Source organism: Bradyrhizobium sp. WSM2793 (assembly GCF_000379585.1).
Classification (GTDB): domain Bacteria; phylum Pseudomonadota; class Alphaproteobacteria; order Rhizobiales; family Xanthobacteraceae; genus Bradyrhizobium.
Window position 1 is genome coordinate 110,451 of the sequence record NZ_KB902802.1, and the last position, 19,609, is coordinate 130,059.

At 64.2% G+C, this 19,609-nt stretch carries 15 protein-coding genes and 3 pseudogenes; 11 read left to right on the forward strand and 7 right to left on the reverse strand.

The window, feature by feature from the left end; genetic code table 11:
• Positions 1-290: 290 nt before the first annotated feature.
• The 4 genes from A3AS_RS0130425 (at position 291) to A3AS_RS0130440 (ending at position 5,189) form a co-directional block, all read left to right on the forward strand.
• Positions 291-923 carry a DUF1326 domain-containing protein gene (locus A3AS_RS0130425; protein ID WP_018321273.1) on the forward strand — a complete coding sequence of 211 codons (633 nt, stop codon included), beginning with the start codon at positions 291-293 and terminating at the stop codon, positions 921-923.
• 60 nt (positions 924-983) lie between these two features.
• A complete protein-coding gene (locus A3AS_RS0130430; protein ID WP_063707619.1) occupies positions 984-1,763 on the forward strand; it encodes a DUF2182 domain-containing protein in 780 nt (259 codons plus the stop codon).
• 356 nt (positions 1,764-2,119) lie between these two features.
• Positions 2,120-4,675 carry an EAL domain-containing protein gene (locus A3AS_RS44045; protein ID WP_198293740.1) on the forward strand — a complete coding sequence of 852 codons (2,556 nt, stop codon included), beginning with the start codon at positions 2,120-2,122 and terminating at the stop codon, positions 4,673-4,675.
• Positions 4,676-4,940: 265 nt separating this feature from the next.
• Positions 4,941-5,189 (forward strand): hypothetical protein, encoded by a 249-nt coding sequence (locus A3AS_RS0130440; protein WP_026202521.1) that lies wholly within the window; start codon positions 4,941-4,943, stop codon positions 5,187-5,189.
• A gap of 232 nt (positions 5,190-5,421) precedes the next feature.
• Here the strand turns inward: A3AS_RS0130440 and A3AS_RS0130445 are convergent.
• The 4 genes and pseudogenes from A3AS_RS0130445 to A3AS_RS0130460 all read right to left on the reverse strand — a co-directional run bounded on the left by A3AS_RS0130445 (position 5,422) and on the right by A3AS_RS0130460 (position 8,740).
• Positions 5,422-6,096: pseudogene (locus A3AS_RS0130445) on the reverse strand (cupin domain-containing protein).
• Positions 6,097-6,098: 2 nt separating this feature from the next.
• Complete coding sequence (locus A3AS_RS0130450) at positions 6,099-6,842, reverse strand: SDR family oxidoreductase (RefSeq protein ID WP_018321278.1); 744 nt, start codon at positions 6,840-6,842, stop codon at positions 6,099-6,101.
• Positions 6,836-7,954 carry an FAD-dependent oxidoreductase gene (locus tag A3AS_RS0130455; protein ID WP_020508767.1) on the reverse strand — a complete coding sequence of 373 codons (1,119 nt, stop codon included), beginning with the start codon at positions 7,952-7,954 and terminating at the stop codon, positions 6,836-6,838. The genes A3AS_RS0130450 and A3AS_RS0130455 overlap by 7 nt, the downstream gene beginning before the upstream one ends.
• Positions 7,955-8,041: 87 nt before the next feature.
• Positions 8,042-8,740, reverse strand: a complete 699-nt coding sequence (locus A3AS_RS0130460; protein ID WP_018321280.1) for a type 1 glutamine amidotransferase domain-containing protein — start codon at positions 8,738-8,740, stop codon at positions 8,042-8,044.
• Between the two features lie 125 nt (positions 8,741-8,865).
• Here A3AS_RS0130460 and A3AS_RS0130465 point away from each other — a divergent pair, with 125 nt between their 5' ends.
• The 5 genes from A3AS_RS0130465 (at position 8,866) to A3AS_RS0130485 (ending at position 12,811) form a co-directional block, all read left to right on the forward strand.
• Positions 8,866-9,387: a TetR/AcrR family transcriptional regulator gene (locus A3AS_RS0130465; RefSeq protein ID WP_245283318.1), complete on the forward strand. Its 522-nt coding sequence runs from the start codon at positions 8,866-8,868 to the stop codon at positions 9,385-9,387.
• A gap of 383 nt (positions 9,388-9,770) precedes the next feature.
• Positions 9,771-9,950, forward strand: a complete 180-nt coding sequence (locus A3AS_RS0130470) for a hypothetical protein (protein ID WP_018321282.1) — start codon at positions 9,771-9,773, stop codon at positions 9,948-9,950.
• 173 nt (positions 9,951-10,123) lie between these two features.
• Positions 10,124-10,798, forward strand: coding sequence for an FABP family protein (locus tag A3AS_RS0130475; RefSeq protein WP_018321283.1), 675 nt, complete (start codon positions 10,124-10,126; stop codon positions 10,796-10,798).
• 21 nt (positions 10,799-10,819) lie between these two features.
• A complete protein-coding gene (locus A3AS_RS0130480; protein ID WP_018321284.1) occupies positions 10,820-11,530 on the forward strand; it encodes a dihydrofolate reductase family protein in 711 nt (236 codons plus the stop codon).
• Positions 11,531-11,539: 9 nt separating this feature from the next.
• A complete protein-coding gene (locus A3AS_RS0130485) occupies positions 11,540-12,811 on the forward strand; it encodes an NAD(P)/FAD-dependent oxidoreductase (RefSeq protein WP_018321285.1) in 1,272 nt (423 codons plus the stop codon).
• Positions 12,812-12,841: 30 nt separating this feature from the next.
• Here the strand turns inward: A3AS_RS0130485 and A3AS_RS0130490 are convergent, their stop codons facing one another.
• Entirely contained in the window at positions 12,842-13,165 is a 324-nt protein-coding gene (locus A3AS_RS0130490; RefSeq protein ID WP_018321286.1) for a hypothetical protein, read from the reverse strand.
• A 167-nt stretch (positions 13,166-13,332) separates the two neighbouring features.
• Complete coding sequence (locus A3AS_RS0130495; RefSeq protein ID WP_018321287.1) at positions 13,333-13,902, reverse strand: cysteine hydrolase family protein; 570 nt, start codon at positions 13,900-13,902, stop codon at positions 13,333-13,335.
• A gap of 248 nt (positions 13,903-14,150) precedes the next feature.
• On the opposite strand from A3AS_RS0130495, the pseudogene A3AS_RS0130500 reads away from it, so the two are divergent.
• Positions 14,151-15,977, forward strand: a pseudogene (locus tag A3AS_RS0130500) (long-chain fatty acid--CoA ligase).
• 64 nt (positions 15,978-16,041) lie between these two features.
• A pseudogene (locus A3AS_RS0130505) lies at positions 16,042-17,631 on the forward strand (oleate hydratase); the annotation flags it as partial.
• 35 nt (positions 17,632-17,666) lie between these two features.
• Here A3AS_RS0130505 and A3AS_RS0130510 read toward each other — a convergent pair.
• Complete coding sequence (locus A3AS_RS0130510) at positions 17,667-19,523, reverse strand: ATP-binding protein (RefSeq protein WP_018321289.1); 1,857 nt, start codon at positions 19,521-19,523, stop codon at positions 17,667-17,669.
• Between the last annotated feature and the right edge of the window lie 86 nt (positions 19,524-19,609).

Genomic DNA, 19,609 nt, shown 5'->3' on the forward strand with positions numbered 1-19,609 from the left:
TAAGTGTATTCAATGGCATACGAGTTCTCAGTTTTGTTCGGAGTGGCGCACCATCCCTCTCAGTTTCGGACGCCCCCTAGCTTCGCCGCATGCGTTCGCTGTACGCGTAGGGCCACAGCTGGTATGCTTTTCGCCATTGGGTGAACGGCAGCTCGCCAGCCGACTTTTTTGCGAGGCCGGCCTTCTGATCGGATTTCGATCCCGCTCGCGGCTCTACGTTTCGCTTCGACATAACGCTGAACAAATTCGTCAACGGCTGCCCCGTCCCCGCTCACATTGGGAGATGTGCCATGGCTGCATCGGACTGGCGTCTCGAAGGCGAATGGATGAAGAACTGCACCTGCGCGTTTGGCTGCCCCTGCGATTTCAACGCACGGCCGACCCAAGGCTATTGCAAGGGAATGGTCGCCATGCGGATCGCCAACGGACATTTCGAAGGGACCAGGCTCGATGGTCTCTGCTTTGCGATCACGGTCGATTTCCCTGGGCCACTTCATGAGGGCAACGGGACAATCCAGCCCATCATCGACGAACGCGCCACGGCGGAGCAGCGGCAGGCGTTGTTCGATATCTTTTCCGGCAAGCATTCGGCCGAAGGCACGCTTTTTCAGATCGTCAGCATGATCGTGACCAAGATCCACGATCCGGTGTTTGCGCCGTTCGAGTTTTCCTTCGACAAAGAAGGACGCGTCGCAAAACTCGTCGCCAGGGGCGTGCTCGAGACCGATGTCGAGCCGATCAAGAATCCGGTGACCGGTGATCCGCACCGCATCCAGGTGGTCATGCCCGAGGGGTTCGAACATCGGGCGGCCGAGGTCGCATCCGCCAACATCCGCTCGACCGGCGCGATCCCGTTCGAGACCCGCGGTACGCATAGCTCGCTCGCCAATGTCGTGCAGACGCCCGAGGGCGTAGCGGCATGATGCGGCGCTGACACCGAGACAAAACCTCGGTGTCAGCTCCTCATCGCTATGGACAAGTCGATGCAGGGGCGCTCGATACTGGAACATTTGCTCCACCGCGACCGGCTGATCGTCGCGATCGGGACCGCCGCAGTGGTGGCGCTCGCCTGGGCCTATCTCGCCGCGGGCGCCGGCATGGACACCGAGATGATGGCCGACATGCCGGACATGGCGCCGATGCCGTGGACGCCATTCTATGGCGTGCTGCTGTTCGTGATGTGGTGGGTGATGATGATCGCGATGATGGCGCCGAGCGCGGTGCCCACCGTTCTCTTGTACGCGACCGTCAAGCGCAAGCAGGAGACTGCCTCCCGCGCCGCAATCGATACCTGGATCTTTCTCGCCGGCTATCTCGTGACGTGGGCGGGGTTCAGTCTCGCGGCGGTGCTGGTGCAGGGAGCGTTCGAACGCTTCGGATTGCTGTCGATGGCGATGGCAAGCACCAGCGCGATTCTGGGTGGCGGCATTCTGATCGCAGCAGGGGTATATCAGTTCACACCCCTCAAACAGGCGTGCCTGCGCTACTGCGAGAGCCCGCTGTTGTTTCTCAGCCGACATTGGCGGCCCGGCACGCGCGGCGCATTGCGAATGGGACTTCGCCACGGCAGCTACTGCGTCGGCTGCTGCTGGTTTCTGATGGTATTGCTGTTCGTCGGCGGCGTGATGAACCCGGCCTGGATCATCGGCATCGCGCTCTATGTCGCCGGCGAGAAGCTGCTGCCGTTCGGCCGAAGATTGAGCTATGCGGCAGGCGGGGTCCTCATCCTGTCCGGCGCGATCGTTCTTGCGCGCGCAATCTGAAAAGCCGGCCCGAAGGCGGCCAAAAATGTGCGGCTTTCGACATGCCCATGTACCTGATTGCTCAAGGCCAGCCGACCTCCGTGATGATACGGATGTTTTTAGCTGAAGAATTGAGCTTTACCCAAACACAAACTTAAGGCTGTTTCAGCTACCTTTGCGCTATGAACAGCACCCGCGCGCCGCTTTCGGCCGCGGGTGTCCCTGTGCAGTCGAGGCGGAGACAAGGCGATGCCAATACTGCGGGCGAGCGCAGTTCTGCCCTGGCGGCCGGAGCGGGGGTGCGCGTCGTGATTCCCGCAGGGGCAGTCCGCAAAGCCGGAAGAACGATCCTGCGGAATGGTCCGCTGCAGATCGCGTTGTTCTTTCTGCCTCTGGTTTGGATCGGCTATTTCGCAATCACCGCGTCGGAGCGGATGGACGCGGTCGAGCAGGCGCGGTCGCACGGCAACAGCGTCGCCGAACTGTTCGAGGAAAACACCGAACGCATCTTCGAGCGCGTCGATCAGTCATTGCTGGTGGTGCGAGCGCTCTACGCCCAGGATCCGCTCACCTTCAGCTTGAAGTCATGGTCGGACACGGCCCGCATTGCGACCGGCGACGTGGTTCAGTTCGCACTGATCGGATCGAACGGATACATGACCGAGACGACCGCGGGCTATTCCGGCCCGCCGCTTTATCTTGGCGATCGCGAGCACTTCATCAATGTCATGGCGCAAGCCGACGATCGCCTCTACGTCGCCAAGCCGGTGCTGGGAAGGGCCTCGAACAAATGGACGATCCAGCTCGCAAGAAAGGTGTTCGACCTCGCGCGGAATCCGGCCGGAGTGGTCGTCGGCTCGATCAGCGTCGACGTGGTCGGCAGGTTCTACGATACGGCAAAGCTCGGCGTCGGCGGAACGCTGGTGCTCAGAAATGCCAATTACGTCGTGCTCGCCGCCCGGGGCGTGGACCAGGGCTCCGTGCTGGGACAACACGCACCCAGCCGCGTCGAGGGCGAGCTGGGTGACGGCTTCTATGTGCAATACTGGAACGAGAACCGACCGAACCGCAGCGACCGGTTGACCACGGCGCGCAGGTCGCGTGCGTTTCCGCTCATCTTCACCGTCGGTATTTCGGGGCAGGAGATCTATTCCCGCTCCGCCGTCAGGCAGAAGGTTTATCTCGGCGGCGCGCTGCTGCTGACGTTCATTATCCTCGCCGCGACGACATTCCATTGGCGACGGCAGCAGGCGCTGGATCGCGCTCACCGCGAGCGGCGCGATTTTGCCAGCAAGTTTGAGGATGCGCTCCGGAACCTTCCCCAGGGCTTGAGCATGTTCGATGGCCGCGACCGCCTGATCGCATTCAACCCGCAATGGCTCGAACTCTATGGCCTCCTGCCGGAAGACATTCGGATCGGCATGCATTTCCGGGATATATTCGCAAAACAGACCGCCGTGCTCGACGTCGAGACCTATCTCGTCGATTTGAAGAACCGGCTCGCCCGGTCGGAGCAGATCTCGAACACCGTGCAGTTTCCGGATGGACGGGTCGTCTACATCTCCTACGGCCGGCGCGAGGGTGGCGGCTGGGTCGCCACTCATGAGGACATCACCGAGCGCAAGGCGTCGGCGGACCGCATCGAGCGGCTGGCGCATTACGACAGCCTGACCGGCCTTGCCAACCGCAACCTGTTCAAGGAGCGCATCGACGAGGCGCTGGCCAGCTCGCGCCGGCTGGAGCCTGGGTTCGCCGTACTCCTGCTCGATCTCGACAAGTTCAAGTCCGTCAATGATGCGCTCGGCCATCAATGCGGCGACGCGTTGCTGAAGCAGGTCGCCGACCGGATCAAGGCGCAGATTCGTGATGCCGATACTGCGGCGCGAATTGGCGGCGACGAGTTTGCCGTGATCGTGGCCGCGATGCGCGACGGCGCTGCAAGCCTGGCCGAGCGGCTGGTCCAGGCCATTGCCGAGCCCTATCACATCGATGGCCATCCCGTCGTGATCGGCTGTAGCATTGGCCTTGCGCTCGTGCCCGAGCACGGCACGCGGGTCGATGAGATCCTTCGCAACGCCGATCTTGCGCTCTACAGGTCGAAGAATGCCGGCCGAAGCTGCTTTCACCTTTATTCAGCGGAGCTCAAGGCGGAAGCGGATCAGCGCAACGTGCTCGAGATCGAGCTGCGCGAAGCGATCTGGCGCGAGGAGCTGGAGGTGTTTTATCAGCCCGTGATCGAGCTCGGCACCGGTCGGGTAAAGTCGGTCGAAGCCCTGGCGCGCTGGCATCACGGCACCAGGGGCTACATTCCTCCGGCTGAGTTCATTGCGGTTGCGGAGGCGGGGGGCTTGATCGTCGAGCTCGGCAATCAGGTGCTGGCCCGGGCCTGTCGCGATGCGATGAGCATGCCGGCAGACGTCAAGGTCGCTGTCAATCTCTCTGCCCTGCAATTTGCCGGCACCAATCTCGTCGACACCGTGACCTTTGCGTTGGCGCAGAGCGGCCTTCCGCAAACCCGGCTCGAGCTCGAGATCACCGAGAGCGTATTTCTCGCCGACACCGAGGAGAACCTCAAGACGCTCCAGCGCCTCAAGGCGCTCGGCGTCTCCATTGCCCTCGACGATTTCGGTGTCGGATACTCGTCTTTGTCCTATTTGACGGCCTTTCCTTTCGACAAGGTCAAGATCGACAAATCGTTCATCGACAGGATCGATCGCTGCGAGACCGTCGCCGTGCTGAAGTCCATCGTGCAGCTCGCGAAGACGTTGAAGCTCTCGATCGTCGCCGAGGGGGTCGAGTCCTTCGAGCAGGTCAAACGGCTCCAGTCACTCGGCATCCCGCTCGGCCAGGGATTTCACTTCAGCAAGCCCGTGCCGTTCGCCGGCCTCTCGTGGCAAAGCCCCCCGGCGCGACGGAAACGGCGGGCGGCGTGAGCTGAATGCCTCCGGCGTTTGTCATCATCGCCCGCCGCCCAAGAGCAGGAAAGCTGAGCAGGTGAAGGCTCCCTTTGAATAGCTTGGAAGGGGGAAGATTTGGTGGTTCGCTGGCACGTTAAGCTTCCGCTGAGAGCCGAAGGACCGCACCGCGCGGAGCCAATTCCCGAGCCAAATCGCACCCGCCGATCCTGGCACTCCACTTGCTGAGTCATGACCAAAGCCGGGCCTCGGCAGGGAGGCCCGTTTCAGGTTGAGGCATGCGATGCAAGAAATGTCCCGTTCTGGTACTGCCGGAGAACTCCGGCTCGATGCGCTGATCGCCGATTTGTGGTGGCGCGTTCGGCTGTTGAATACCGACATTCTCGAGGAGGAAGCCAAAGCTGGGGTGTTTGACGTGCAGCAGCCGACCTATCCGCTGCTTGCACTCAACCTTCGAGCGCGGCGCGACAATCTGGTCTCCACGATCGGCGTGCTCGAGCAGCGTGCGAAGTCGGTGTCGGAAGCGGCTTGAGAGCGGCCGCAAATTGATGGCGGCGATCGATCGCGACGGCATCAGCCGGGCGATCGACACCTCCTCGCCATCGCAATGATGGGCGAAGCGCTTCCGCCGTTCTCCGCCGCAAGCTCATCGCGACGGCCGTGCTAAAGCGCGACGAGATTAGGATGAAACATCATCGCGCTTCAGTTTATTGTTTGAGCATGATCTTTTTGGAAAACCGCTGCACATTTTTCCGGATCATGCTCTAGAATTCGCACACGTCAGGATGCAATAGCGGTCCCCGCTTGATCCAAACGCGGGCGCCCTCCGCGCCAACCTGCGCATGCAGATTCACGCCCGCCGGCAGACGCCCCCAATCCTGCGGGCTCATCGCCTCGCCGTCGACCGTGAGGCCGCCCGACACCAACAGAAACTCCAGGCCGCCCGAATTCTCCACTGTGACGGTCGCGGTCGCTCGCCAGTCCTCCAGCAGAACCGTCTCATGGCCATCATCGAACAACACTGTTGCGGCGCTTGCGCCGGGGCGCGGCTCCGCGGGCTGACCTTCGCCCGGCAGGCGGACGGTCTGCGCCCTGTCGTCAGCGCGGAACTGCCATAGCCGCACGAAGATCGTGCAGCCGCCCTGTGATGCGGGTGCATGCGAGGTGCCCGGCGGATTGCGCACATAGGTCCCGGTTGGATAATCGCCCTCGTCGTCCTGGAAGACGCCTTCCAGCACCAGAAACTCCTCCCCGCCGCTATGCACATGGCGCGCAAAGGCGCTGCCGGGCGCATAGCGGACGATCGAGGTGGCGCGCGCCTTCTCCTAGCCGATCCGAAACAGCATGCGGCGGTCGACGCCGGGCGCCGGACTCGGGATCCAGTCCTCCTGCGAGGCGTGGGCGATGACAGGGCGAGAAAGGTCGTCATTGATGCGCATGATCAGATCTCCGCAAAACCGCCGTCGACATTGATCTCGGCTCCAAGCAGGTAGCGCGAATCGTCGCCGGCCAGGAATGTCACCGCCGCCGCGATCTCCTCCGGTTTACCCATGCGGCCGGCTGGAACCTTGGAGCCGACCTTATCAGCATAGGCCCTGAACTCCTCTTCGGTGTGCCCGGGTGCGCGATGGATCGGCGTGTCGATCGGACCTGGGCTGACTGCATTGACGCGGATTTTTCGAGCGACAAGCTCCGCCGCCAACACGCGTGTGAAGGACCGTACGGCCGCTTTAGAGGCAGACAAGACCGCCCGGCCCGGCGTGCCGACCTGACCCAGCCATGAGGTGTTGAGAATGATCGAGCCGCCATCGGCCATGACCGGAAGCACTGCCTGGACCGTGAAGAATACGCCCTTCACATTGATGTCCATCAGGCGGTCGAAGCTCTCTTCGTCGGTCGTTTCAATCGGCGTTCCATAGGCGACGCCGGCATTGGCGAAGAGGATGTCGAGCTTGCCGAAGGCGTGGCCGACGATCTGCACCATCGCCTTCAGATCGGCAAGGGAGCGCACGTCGGCGCTGATCGTGAGCGTATCGCCGCCGACTTCCTGACGTGCGGCCTCCAGCTTGGCCGCATCAGTGCCGGTGATGGCGATGCGGACGCCCTCAGCGCGAAGCCGCTTGGCCGTGGCAAGGCCGATGCCACTATTGCCGCCGGTGATGAGCGCGGTCTTTCCGTTCAGCATGTGATGGTCTCCTGTGCATCGATCAATCGGGCGAGGACCTCGGCGACGGCGCGAGCCGCAGCATCGATCGCGCCGGCGAGATAGCCGGGTTCGGTCGCACTGGTCTCGCTACCGCCGAGCGAGATCCGGTCGGCCCAGGCGCCGCTCACCCAGGACGCTCGGCCGGGAGGCAAATGCGCTCCGCCGATGCGGTCGGCGTCGGTTGCGGTCAGCGGATCGGTGGCCCAATCCTTGAACAAGGTGGCACGAGGCTGGGCCGCTTCAGGTCCAAACAGACGCTCGAGCTGGGTAATGCAGGCCTGCACCAGCACATCCTCGCCAACGGCGAGGCGCTGATCCGCGGCGACACCGAGAAAGCCGAACAGCGCGGCCGATCCGAACGCGGTCGTCGCATCATGGATCTCCGCCATCGGGCCGACCATGCTCTGCACGGTGCCGGAGAGACTCCTCTCTCGCCAGAATGGTCGATCGTACAGCGCGAAGAATTTGGCGTGCGGCGCCATCCAGGTCGCGGTACTCTGCCAAAGTAATGCGGTCGCAGGCTCGAGGCCTGGCTGAAACGAAACCGTCCGTGCCAAGAGACGGGGCGGCAGCGCGAGGATCACCTGATCGGCAACCAGTATGGCAGAAGACGCATCCGCCGCTTTCATCGCCAAGGTCACCCCGTCGCGCGTCAGCGCGATACTGGTCACTGCCGATCGAAGCTGGAGGCGCTGCGGCGGCAGGGCCGCGACCAGCGCACGGATCAGCGCTCCGGTGCCGCCGGTCAGACGCATCGATTGCGGCTCCTGTCTCATCGCGCGGAAGCGCTGGACTGTCTCCTTCGACATGCGTTCGAACAGAGCGTCGCCGTCGCCGTTTTGCGGAAAAGCGCTCAGTCCAAGCTCATGGATCAGCTCTCCCATCGCCGGCTGCAAGCCGGGCCAGAACCAGGACGGGCCGAGATCGAAGCCATCGTCAGAGATCGCTCCCGCACTGTCGACGGAGAGGATGCGCCCGCCAAAGCGATCTCTCGCCTCCAGCAGATGGAAGTCGATGCCGGCCGCATCGAGCAGACGCGCGGCGTAAAGGCCGGCAAGACCGCCGCCCACAATGGCTACCTTGGTTCGCATGCTCATTTTTCGTAACTCGTGTGCGGTCCACGTGTGTCGCTGTGACGATCATGTTGAAGGGTGCTCCCGAGAGCACCCTTCGATGATTCAGGCGAGGCGGTTCGCGAGAGCTTCCGCAAGCGGCACGGCGGAGGCGGGGCTCTGACCTGTCATCAGCACGCCATCGACGACCACGTTCGGCTCCCAATTGGCCTTGCTCTGATATTTGGCTCCGCGATTCCTGAGCTCGTCCTCGAGCGAGAACAGAAGATGGTGCAACAGCTCGATTTCGGTGTCTTCCGCGTTCTTGAAGCCGGTCAGGTTCAGGCCGTTGACGAGATATTGGCCGTCGTCCTTCTTGACGTCGCGCAGGATAGCGGGCGCGTGGCAGACCATCGCGATGGGACGCTGCGCATTGTGGAAGTCACGGATCAGCTTGATCGCGTAGGAATCCGACGCGAGATCCCAGAGCAGGCCATAGCCACCGGGGAAGAACACGGCATCGTACGTGCGGTAGTCGATATTGCGCAGCTTCCGGGTGTTGCGGGCAGCGAACATTGCGACCGGATCAGCGAGGAAGCGCTCGGTATATTCGGTGGTGAACGGCGACTTCATGCTGAGGAGGTCGATCGGCGCTTCGCCGCCCCGTGGGGAAGCAAAGACGACCTCAAAGCCGGCCTTGGTGAGGATGTAATAGGGGGCCGCCAGTTCGTGGAACCAGGTGCCCGTCTGCTTGCCGCTGATCCCCATCTCGTCGACCGACGACATGATGAGGAGGATGCGCTTTTGTCGATTGCCAGTGCCCATAAATTTTCCTTCAGGTGATCAGAGCTTTGCGGATATCTACCTGTCGGCAGGTAGATAATGATGACGCACATACAACTTGTCAGGCGCGATAGCAAGATCTACCTGTTAACAGGTAGGTGAACGACTTGGCAGACTGGAAGGCTATGACCGACACGGTGGAAGCGATCATGGACGCGACGGAGCGTCGAATCCGGGAGGCTGGCTATAGCGGCTTCAGTTTTCGAGAGGTCGCCGCCGACGTCGGGGTGAAGAGCGCGAGCATCTACTATCATTTCCCGACCAAGAGCGCGCTCGCGGCCGCTGTGGCTCGACGTTACAACCAACGCGTGGTCGCGGCCGCCGATGCCGGGGTCGCCGCCGGACAGAATGTGGTCCAGGCCTGGCGGGCGGTGTTTCGCAGCGCCCTCGATGATGGCGCCAAGATGTGCCTCTGCGGATCGCTCGGCGCTACCGTCCCCGACCTGGCGCCGGACGTGGCCCATGAGGTGCGGCAGTTTTTCCAGGCGGGCATCGCCAGCCTCGTCGCCGGCGGCCTCACCGAACAGCGTGCGACCCAGGTGCTCGCGACGCTCGAAGGCGCGATCCTGATGGCCAGCGCACAGGGCGATCCGACACTCTTCGACCGTGCAACCGAAGCGCTGGGTTGAGGCGGAGACGCGCCGACATCGAGGAGGGGAAGCTCCATAGCGGCCTCCGACAAGGATTCGCGCTACACCGGAAACGTCAGCGAGTTCGCCAGCCTCACCCGGTCGACCGAGCGCCGGCAGCCGGTCTCTTTGAAGAAATGAAAAGGTGGCTCTTCACGGTGCTGACGGACACGCCCAGCGTATTGCAGCAGCGTGGCACTCGCTGCGGGCTGGCGTTGAAGTCGCGGCGGCTCCTCTCGTGCCTCTTCCTCCGATCGAACGACGCACGGTCACCAGCAGGAGCGATGATCATCGCGTGACCGCTGACACATATCTTCCTCGCGGGTCGATCTAGCTTGCGGTCAGGTGGTTCGCAGTGATCCACCGGGAAGAGGACAAGACTTATGCGCAATACCATCCTTGTGGCCTTCGCAGCGATCACCTTGGCAAGCGTGGTGACACCCGCGAGCGCGCTGACCATCGTCCGCGATCATCGCGACCCGCCCATCGTGCGCGACCATCGCAATCAGACCATCGTCAGGGACCACCGCACGCAGCCCGAGGTCCGCGATCATCGCCACTAAACGTCCCGGCGGCGGAGCCGAACCGATCGGGTTCGGCTTCGTCGTCTTGTCGAAAAGCCCGACAATCGTCCCGCGCACAACGCCGGTGTCCATTCGCGATTGTGAGGCCTGAGCACGCGCCAGCTTCCCGCTGCCATGCTATTGCTGCCTCCGCAACTTCCCGCGAGGCCGCCATGCTCCCCATTCCCGCCGATATCTTCACCGAGCCCGAGGACGTCTCGCCCGACGGCCTCGCCAATCTCGGCCCGCTCCGCCGTCTCGCAGGGCATTGGCAAGCGGACAAGGGCATCGACATCAATCCGAAGGCGGAGGGGCCGGAGCGGCGGACCTTCATCGAGCGCATCCGCATGGATCCGATCGATCCGCAGGCCAACGGGCCGCAGCTGTTGTACGGGCTACGCTATCACATCCACATCAACACGCCTGAGGAAGACATCACCTTCCACAACCAGGTCGGCTATTGGCTGTGGGAGCCCGCGACCGGCCTGATCATGCAGACGCTGGCGATTCCGCGCGGGCAGGTGCTGCTGGCCTCGGGCAACGCCGGGCCCGACGACAAGACGATCTCGGTCACCGCAAAGCGCGGCGACACCGCCTACGGGATCTGCTCGACCGACTTTCTGGAACAGGCCTTCCGCACCGACTCCTATCGCTGCGACATCACCTTCAACGACGACGGCAGCTGGACCTATCTGATCCAGACCGAGTTGTTCGTCCGCGGCGCGCCGTTCGATCATCGCGACACCAACACGCTGCAGCTGGTCGCGCCGCCGAAGCTCAATCCGCTCGCGGTGATCGTGAACGATCGCGCCAGGAGCGATGAGAAGGGTGATGGGTCGGCAGTGTGAAGCGCGGCGTCGGAGAATCGCATGAAGCCCTATGTCATCTGTCTGATGCACTCCAGCCTCGACGGCCGCACGCATCCCAGCCGCTGGCGCCCGAAGGGGGCGGGCACCGACTGGTTCGAGAAGATCCATGACGAGCTCGGCGGCGATGCCTGGGTGATCGGCCGCGTTACCGGGTCGGAGTTCGCCAAGGGCCAGCCCTATCCCGCGACGACGAATGCGAAGCTGCCGCGTGAAAACTGGTTCGCGCGGCGTGATGCGAAAACCTATGGAATCGTTCTCGATGCGCGGGGCAAGATCGGCTGGGGGCGCTCGGACATCGGCGGTGATCCGATCGTCGTCGTGCTGACCGAGAGCGTGCCGGATTCGCATCTCGTCGGCCTGCGCGGCGAGGGCGTGTCCTACATCTTTGCCGGCAAGTCCGAGCTCGATCTGGCGCTGGCGCTCGACGTTCTCAGCCGTGAGTTGGGGGTGAAGCGGCTGCTGGTGGAGGGCGGCGGCGTCGCCAACGGCGCGTTCCTGCGTGCCGGTCTGATCGACGAGTTCAACCTGATTCTCAGCCCAGCGATCGATGGCGCAGAGGGCGCGCCCTTCGTTTTCTCTTCGACGGAGGCGGACAGCGACAAGCGCGCGCCGATCACGGCGATGACGCTGGAGAGTACGCGCCAGCTCGGCGGCGGTGTTCTGCTGCTGCGCTATCTGATCACGAACGATCCGCAAGCCGCGAGCCGGTAACGCGCGGCCATGCCCGAGACAACAGAACATATCGTCATCGTCGGCGCCGGCGCGGCCGGCCTGATGGCGGCGCGCGAGCTGGCGCGGGCCGGCCGCAGGGTGACGGTGCTGGAGGCGCGCGAGCGCTGCGGCGGCCGCATCCTTCCGCTGCCGGTCTCGGAGTTCGGCTACCCCGCCGCGGGCGGCGCCGAATTTGTCCATGGCGAGGCGCCGGTCACGCGCGGATTGCTGCGCGAGGCCGGACTGTCCCTTCTCGAGATCGCAGGCGAGCAGTGGAGCTTTGACGGCACGGCGCTCTTGCGCGAGGAGCGCGACGATCCGCACGAGGCGGAGCTTCAGGCCGTGCTGAAGGACTTGAAGGACGATCTCTCCGTCGCCGAATTCCTGCGCCGGCATTTCGCCGGGGACGACTATGCGCCGATGCGCCAATCGATCGAACGGATGGTCGAGGGCTATGACGCGGCCGACCCCGAGCGCGCCTCGACGCTGGCGCTGCGCGAGGAATGGATGGATGGCGGACACGCGCCGCAGGCGCGCATCGATGGCGGCTATGGCGCACTGATCGACTTTCTGGCCGCCGATTGCCGCAAGTCTGGCGTGACCATCCATCTCGGCGCCGTAGTGTCGGCGATCGAGGAGGACGGTGACACGGCGGCGGTTCACTGCGGCGGCAGCGATGTCCACGCCTGCGATCGCGTGATTCTCACCGTGCCCCTGCCGCTGCTGCGCGAGATGGCTCTGCCGGCGAGTGCGCGCGCGAAGCTTGCTGCTGCTGATGACATCGGCTTCGGCAACGTCATCAAGATCCTGCTGCGGTTTGCGCGGCCGTGGTGGCGCGAGCGGCACCAGGATCTCGCAGCCATGACCTTTCTGTTGTCCGACCGGACCATCCCGGTGTGGTGGACGCAATATCCGAGCGGGCAGGCCGTGCTCACCGGCTGGTTGGGCGGCCCGCGCACGGCGGAGCTGGAAAGCCTCGATCCACAAGGACTGATCGCCGCCGGGCTCGATTCGCTCGCTGCCATCTTCAAGTTGCCGCGCGAGGACGTCGCGCGCGAGCTTGTGGCGGCCACGGCGACCAACTGGGCGCATGATCCCTTTGCCCGCGGCGCCTATTCCTGGGCGACGCCGCGGACGCGCGCGGCACAAGCGGTCCTCGCGCGTGCCGATGGCCTGGTGCTGTTCTCCGGCGAAGCTCTCTATCGCGGCCGTGACATGGGCACGGTGGAAGCGGCACTGGCGAGCGGTCAGGAGACGGCAGAGATGATTTTGCGGGGGTAAGAAAAAGGCCCGCATCGCGGGCCTTTCCTTTTACCAGCGTCCGCCGCCGAAGCTGAACGTCACGCCCGGACCGCCGCCGCCGTAATATCCGTACGGCCCGCCGCCGTAATAGCCGTGGTGCCGCGGGTAATAACCGTAGCTCCGGTAGTGCGGACGATAGTAGCCGTGATGGTGGTGATGATGGCGCCAGTGATGGTGATGGCGGTGGCCATGGTGCCGGTGCTGCGCGCTGATGTCGGTCGACTGGCCGGCTGGCGCGTTCTGCTTCGCGCCTGAATTATTGGCCGCGTTCGCCGCCGATCCGCCGGCAAGCGCCGCAGCACCGACCGCCATCGCGACAATGAGATACTTCATGGTGTCATCACTCCAGTTGAATGTCGTGTGACAACAGATGGGCGTCGGCTGCGTTCCGGCCAGTGCGGGCGTCGAAACGACGCAGTATCGCGACGTCCGATTCGCGCGCGTGAACGCACATCGTGAGATTTATTGTCGCATCATCCGCATTGATCGCATTGCTGCCATCACTTGGCCGCGAACGAGGCGAGCACGTCGTCGCTGGTGACGATGCGCGCGAACTCGCCGTTGAGGTTCGACAACGTCATAGCATGGATTTGCTCGGCGGAATGCTTGTCGCCGTCGGGCCCGACGCGGTCGAACGTCCATGTCGCATCGCGTACGAGGCGCGCATCGAACCCGAGATTGCCGGCCATCCGCGTCGTCGTCTCCACGCAATGATTGGTGGTGGCGCCGCAGATCACGAGCGTGCCGATGCCGGCCGCGCGCAGGCGCTGTTCCAGGTCGGTGCCGATGAAGGCGCTGTTGACGCGCTTGATGATGACAGTCTCGCCCGGTTGCTCGCGCGCTTCGTCCTTGACGGCGTAGCCGGAACGCGATGGCAGAAACGATGAATTCGGCTTGGTGCCTTCATGGCGGATATGAAAGATCGGCGCGCCGCGCGCTCTGAATGCCTGCAACAGACCGGCGATCCGCGCCACCGCATCCGGATTGTTGCGCCGCTGTCCCGCCGCCTCCCATTCGTCGAACGCGCGCTGGACGTCGACGACGATGAGAGCGGGGAGGGAGCGAGGCATGGAGGTGCTTTCGGTTTCTATTGCTGAGTCAATTATGCGAGGCGAAGATGACGACGGGCAATGTCAATCTTCCCTCGTTTCGAGCCCCCTAGCCCGGATGTGGATTGGGAAAGCCGTGGCGTTCGGAGAGCGCCGCGAGGAACGCGTCCTTGCATGGCCGCCTTGCTGAGGATCAAGGCGGCAAGGGCTGGCCGGCCTAGTGTCGAGGCACCAAATGGTTGGGAATCGATGAGATGCGAGAGGACGCCATGCCGGGGCCGACGAGTCAACCGGACGGACTTGCCGGGATCAGGACGCTGCCGGAGCTGCTGCACTGGCGCGTCAAGGCGACGCCGGCGGCGGAGGCTTACCGCCATTTCGATGCGACCGCGCGGCGCTGGGTCAGTCAGTCCTGGCGCGAGATCGATGCGGGATTCGAGCTGTGGCGGCGCGCGCTCGCCGCGGAGGAGTTCGCGCCGGGCGAACGCGTCGCCATCCTGATGCCGAACGGCATTGCGCATATCGCCATGGATCAGGCGGCGCTGTCGCGCGGCCTCGTGCCGGTGCCGATGCATGCCGTCGACAACCCCGACAGCATCGCCTACGTCCTCGTCGATTCCGGCGCGCTGCTCCTGTTCGTCGATACACTGGAGCGCTGGCAGGCGATCGTGGCGACCGGCCAGCCGCTCGACCATCTCAAGCGCGTCGTCTGCGCGGACGCAGGCGGGCTCATCACGCCGGACGCGCGCATCGTCGGGCTCGACCACTGGCTCGCACAAGCAGCCGGCGCGACCGCGCCGCTGCCCAATGTCGTGATCCAGCCGGACGATCTCGCCGCCATCGTCTACACCTCGGGCACGACCGGGCGGCCAAAGGGCGTGATGCTGTCGCACTGCAATGTCGTCGCCAATGTGAAGGCGATCGCGCGCCGCATCAAAGCCGAACCGCACGACGTCTTCCTGTCCTTCCTGCCGCTCTCGCACACCTTCGAGCGCACCGGCGGCTATTACTATCCGATCGCGGCCGGCGCCTGCGTCGCCTATGCCCGCTCGGTGCCGCAACTCTCGGAGGACCTGAAGCGTGTGCGGCCGACGGTGCTGGTCTCGGTGCCGCGGATCTACGAGCGCATTTACGCGCTGATCATGCAGCATCGCGCATCAGCTGGAAGTATCGAACGCGCGCTGCTCGACCTCACCATCGCCGTCGGCGGGCGCCGTTTCGATGCACGGCAGCGGCATGGCGTGCCGTCGCTGCTGGACCGGCTGGCCTGGCCGCTGCTCAAGCGGCTCGTCGCCGACAAGGTGCTGGCGCGGCTCGGCGGCCGCCTGCGCGTCGCGGTCTCGGGCGGGGCGCCGATCGCGCAGCCCGTCATTCGCCTGTTTCTCGCGCTCGGGCTCGACGTCCTCCAGGGCTACGGCATGACGGAGACCTCGCCGGTGGTGTCCGTCAACACCATCGATGACAATGATCCGCACTCGGTCGGCCACGTCCTCGACGGCGTCGAGGCGAGGCTAGGCGAGAACGACGAATTGCTGGTGCGCGGCCCCAGTGTGATGCTCGGCTATTGGCACAAGCCGGACGAGACGCGCCGCGTCAAGGACGCCGACGGCTGGCTGCACACCGGCGACCAGGCCCGCATCGAGAACGGGCGTATCACCATCACCGGCCGCATCAAGGACATCCTGGTCACGTCGACCGGCGAGAAGATCGCGCCGGTGGATCTGGAGACCGCGATCCTCGCCGATCCCCTGTTCGAGCAGGCGCTGGTGGTCGGCGAGCAGCGGCCGTTCCTTACCGCGCTGGTCGTGCTGAATGCCAAGGCCTGAGTGCAGGAAAAGGAACGGTTAGCTGCCAGCGGCAAGCAAGGCGGCGCGGCGGAACGGGCCGCTCTGCTGGCCAGGATCGCCGCGGCCGTGAAGGCCTATCCGTCCTACGCGACGCCGCGCGCGGTGTGGTGGACGCTCGATCCGTGGACCATCGCGAGCGGCCTGCTCACGCCGACGCTGAAGAACAAGCGGCCCGCGCTCGAACGCCGCTTCGCGGACGAGATCGAGCACGTCTATGCGAAGAAGCCCGCGGCGATAACGCCGACGTGATTTCGTCTCCTCCCCCGCTTGATCCAGCGCAACTTCGGCCGCTGCCTCGCGATGCAATGTCGCTCGTGAATTCGAACGGCAGTCGAGGCAAGTCATGAAGGCGTATTTCATCGGCGGTGGCATTGGGTCGCTCGCGGGCGCGGCGTTCCTGATCCGCGACGCGCAACAGGCCGGGCGCGACATCGTGATCTATGAGGCACAGCCGCTGGTCGGCGGCAGCCTCGACGGCGCGCTGCTCGCGAACGGCGCCTATTCGCTGCGCGGCGGACGCATGCTGACCACCGACCATTACGAATGCACTTGGGATCTGCTCTCCAGCATCCCTTCGCTCGAGCATCCCGGCCGCAGCGTGCGCGACGAGACCATCGCGTTCAACCTGGAGAACCCGGCGCACTCGCAGGCGCGGCTGGTCGATCGCAACCGTTTCAAGGTCGACGTCTCGCATATGGGCTTTTCCGCGCGCGACCGGCTCGAGCTGTTGCGGCTCACCGAGGCTTCGGAGGAGACGCTCGGCAACAGCCGCATCACCGACTGGCTCTCGCCAAAATTCTTCGAGTCCAATTTCTGGTACATGTGGCAGACCACCTTCGCGTTCCAGCCCTGGCACAGCGCGGTCGAGCTGAAGCGCTATCTGCACCGCTTCATGAACGAGTTTCCGCGCATCGAGACGCTCGCCGGCGTCAAGCGCACCGTCTACAATCAATATGATGCGATCGTGCGGCCGCTTGCCGACTGGCTGAAGCGGCAGGGCGTGCAATTCGTGCGCGGCACCCGCGTCACTGACATGGCGATCGAGAGCGAGGACGGACGGTTGCGGGTGCGCCAGCTCGTGCTCGATCGCGACGGCCGCATCGCCAATGTCCGGCTCGAGGACGGCGATCTCGTATTCTTCCAGAACGGCTCGATGACGGACGCCTCGAGCCTCGGCACCATGACCGAGCCGCCGCCGCATCTGACCAAGAAAGACAGCCAGGGCTGGGCGCTGTGGGAGACGATCGCGAAGGAGCGTCCCGAATTCGGCAATCCCGCCGCGTTCAACAGCTCGGTCCCTGAATCCTATTGGCTGTCCTTCACCGTCACCTGCCGCGATCCACTCTTCTTCGAGAAGATGGAGGCGTTCTCCGGCAACCGGGCCGGCACCGGCGGCCTCGTCACGTTCAAGGATTCCAACTGGCTGATGTCGGTCGTGCTCTATCACCAGCCGCATTTCGCCGGACAGCCGAAGAATGTGCAGGTGTTCTGGGGCTATGCGCTACATCCCGACCGCGTCGGCAATTTCGTTGCCAAGCCGATGTCCGATTGCGGCGGCGCGGAGATCCTGAAGGAGCTGTGCGGCCATTTGAATTTCGATTCGAGCGTGTTCGCGGATGCGATCTGCGTTCCCTGCCGCATGCCTTACATCACCAGCATGTTCATGCCGCGCAACCTGGCCGACCGGCCGCTGCCGGTGCCGAAGAATTCGGTCAACCTCGCTTTCGTCAGCCAGTTCGTCGAAATCCCCGACGACGTCGTGTTCACGGTCGAGTATTCGGTGCGCGCGGCGCAGATGGCGGTCTATCAGCTCATGAAGATCGATCGCCCGGTACCGCCGGTCACGCGTCACGACAAATCGCTCGCGGTGATCTTCGCAACGCTGGAAAAGGCGTTCGCGTGACGGCTGGCCAGCGTCGCTGGCGCCTGCGATAGGAGCTATCGCAACGCTGCCAGCGGCAAGCTAACGTGAAAGACGGCGCCCCCTGACGGCGCGTTCTCTGCCCAGATGCGCCCGCCATGCGCCTCGACGATGGTATGGGCGATCGAGAGGCCGATGCCCATGCCTTGCGTCTTGGTCGTGAAGAACGGCTCGAAGATCTCCGTCATCTTCTCCGCCAGGATACCGTCGCCGGCATCGGCGACCGAGACGAGGGCCACATTACCGTCGGCAAGACTGGTTCGGCCGATGACGCGGCGCCGCTTGTCCGGGAGATGCGCCACGGCATCGATGCCGTTCACGACGAGATTCAGGATGGCCTGCTGGAGCTGAACCTTATCGCCCTTAACGCGGATATCCGCGGATGAGGGTTCGGTCATGAGTGCGACGTCGTGGGTCAGGGCCTGCACGGAGAGGAATCGAAACACCTCGCCAACCATCGCATTGAGATCGAGCTCGCGCCGTTCGGTCGGGTCTCGCTTCAGAAATGAGCGCAGCCGGCTGATGACGTCGGCGGCCCGCTGATCGTCCCGGCGAATGTGGTCCAATAAGTCCCCGATCTCGCCGAGGTCGGGCGCCGGATTCCGCAAGATCTGCTGGGCCGTCTCGGCATTGATCAGGATGGCGGCGAGCGGCTGGTTCAGCTCGTGGGCGAGCGAGGCGGACATCTCACCCGCGGTGGCGCGGCGATTCATGTGGGCGAGCTCCGACATGCGTTGCCGCGCCTCGACCTCGGCCACGAAGCGCAAGCGGCGCTCGCGCAGCAGAATGGCGATCATCAGCGCCTGCACCAGAACGACACTGGCGACGATGGTGGCGTGCCAGTGATACCTCTCCCAGAAGGTTGGTTCACGGAAACGCACCTCGCTGCCGGGAGGCAGATGGGCCTCGTCCACGTTCCAGCGTTTCAGCTCCCGCCAGTCGAAGATCGGCTTCACGTTATTCCCGCCGAAGGGGACGATGCTCGACGGGGCCTCGCCGCCGAGAATCCGCATGGCGACCTCGCCGGCTTCCCGTCCGATCATTTCGGGCAGCAGCAGGAAGCCGCCCACGCCCGAGCGCCCGAGGAACGTATCGGACGTGATGATGATCGGGCGGTTGGCGCTCTCGGCGATGCGTGCGAGCGCGGCGGCCGGGGAATAATAGGTGCCTTCGCCGTCGGAATACATCGCCGAGGTCAAGATCGCGGAGCGGGCGGGCAAGGACGCGACGTGAGCGCGGACCTCGCGCAGCACCGCGCCCGACAGATCGGTGACTTCGAGGTCGGGCATTGCCGCCGCGAAGTCCTGCTTCCAGTGTCCGTATGTCAGCGGATTCTTCCAGGCCTCGCCGACGAGAACGACCCGGTTGAGGTCGGGAACGACAGCGCGGGCTGCGGTCAGCAGCTGCGCCGGTCTCACCCGTGTGAAGACGGTCGTCGTGTTGGGCAGGAACAGCGCGCGCGTCTCGGGCAGATCGGGCACGAAGCCGTAGACGACCGGTGCATCTGGCCAGATCTCCTGCTTGCGCTTCCGAAGGAATTTCGCCGATGAAACTCCGATCGAAACGATGACGTCGATCGGCTGCTGCGCATATTTGGTCTTGAAGTGACCGACCAGGCTCTCTTCGTAGTCCGGTCCCGGGAAGCGGGCGAGATCGAGGCTCTCGCCGTAGGTCACCGTGTGACTCGTCCCGTTCGGCTTCGCGACGGCGCGGATGCCGGCAAATATCTCGGAATAGAAGGGCGAGCGAAAATCAGCCTCTTCCAGAACCAGGATCGAACGCTGCCGCTTGCCGTCGGCCGCGATGCATTCACGCGACAGGCTTGCGAGGAGGAAGATGAACAGGATGCGCATGAGCCCGGTGATCATACGCATTGCCGGGCTCTCGGCCCCGCCTCCAGTTGCAATCGGGCTTCCTCGGTGAGGACGCGCGCGAGAGCATACAAGCCGGACCTGGAGTT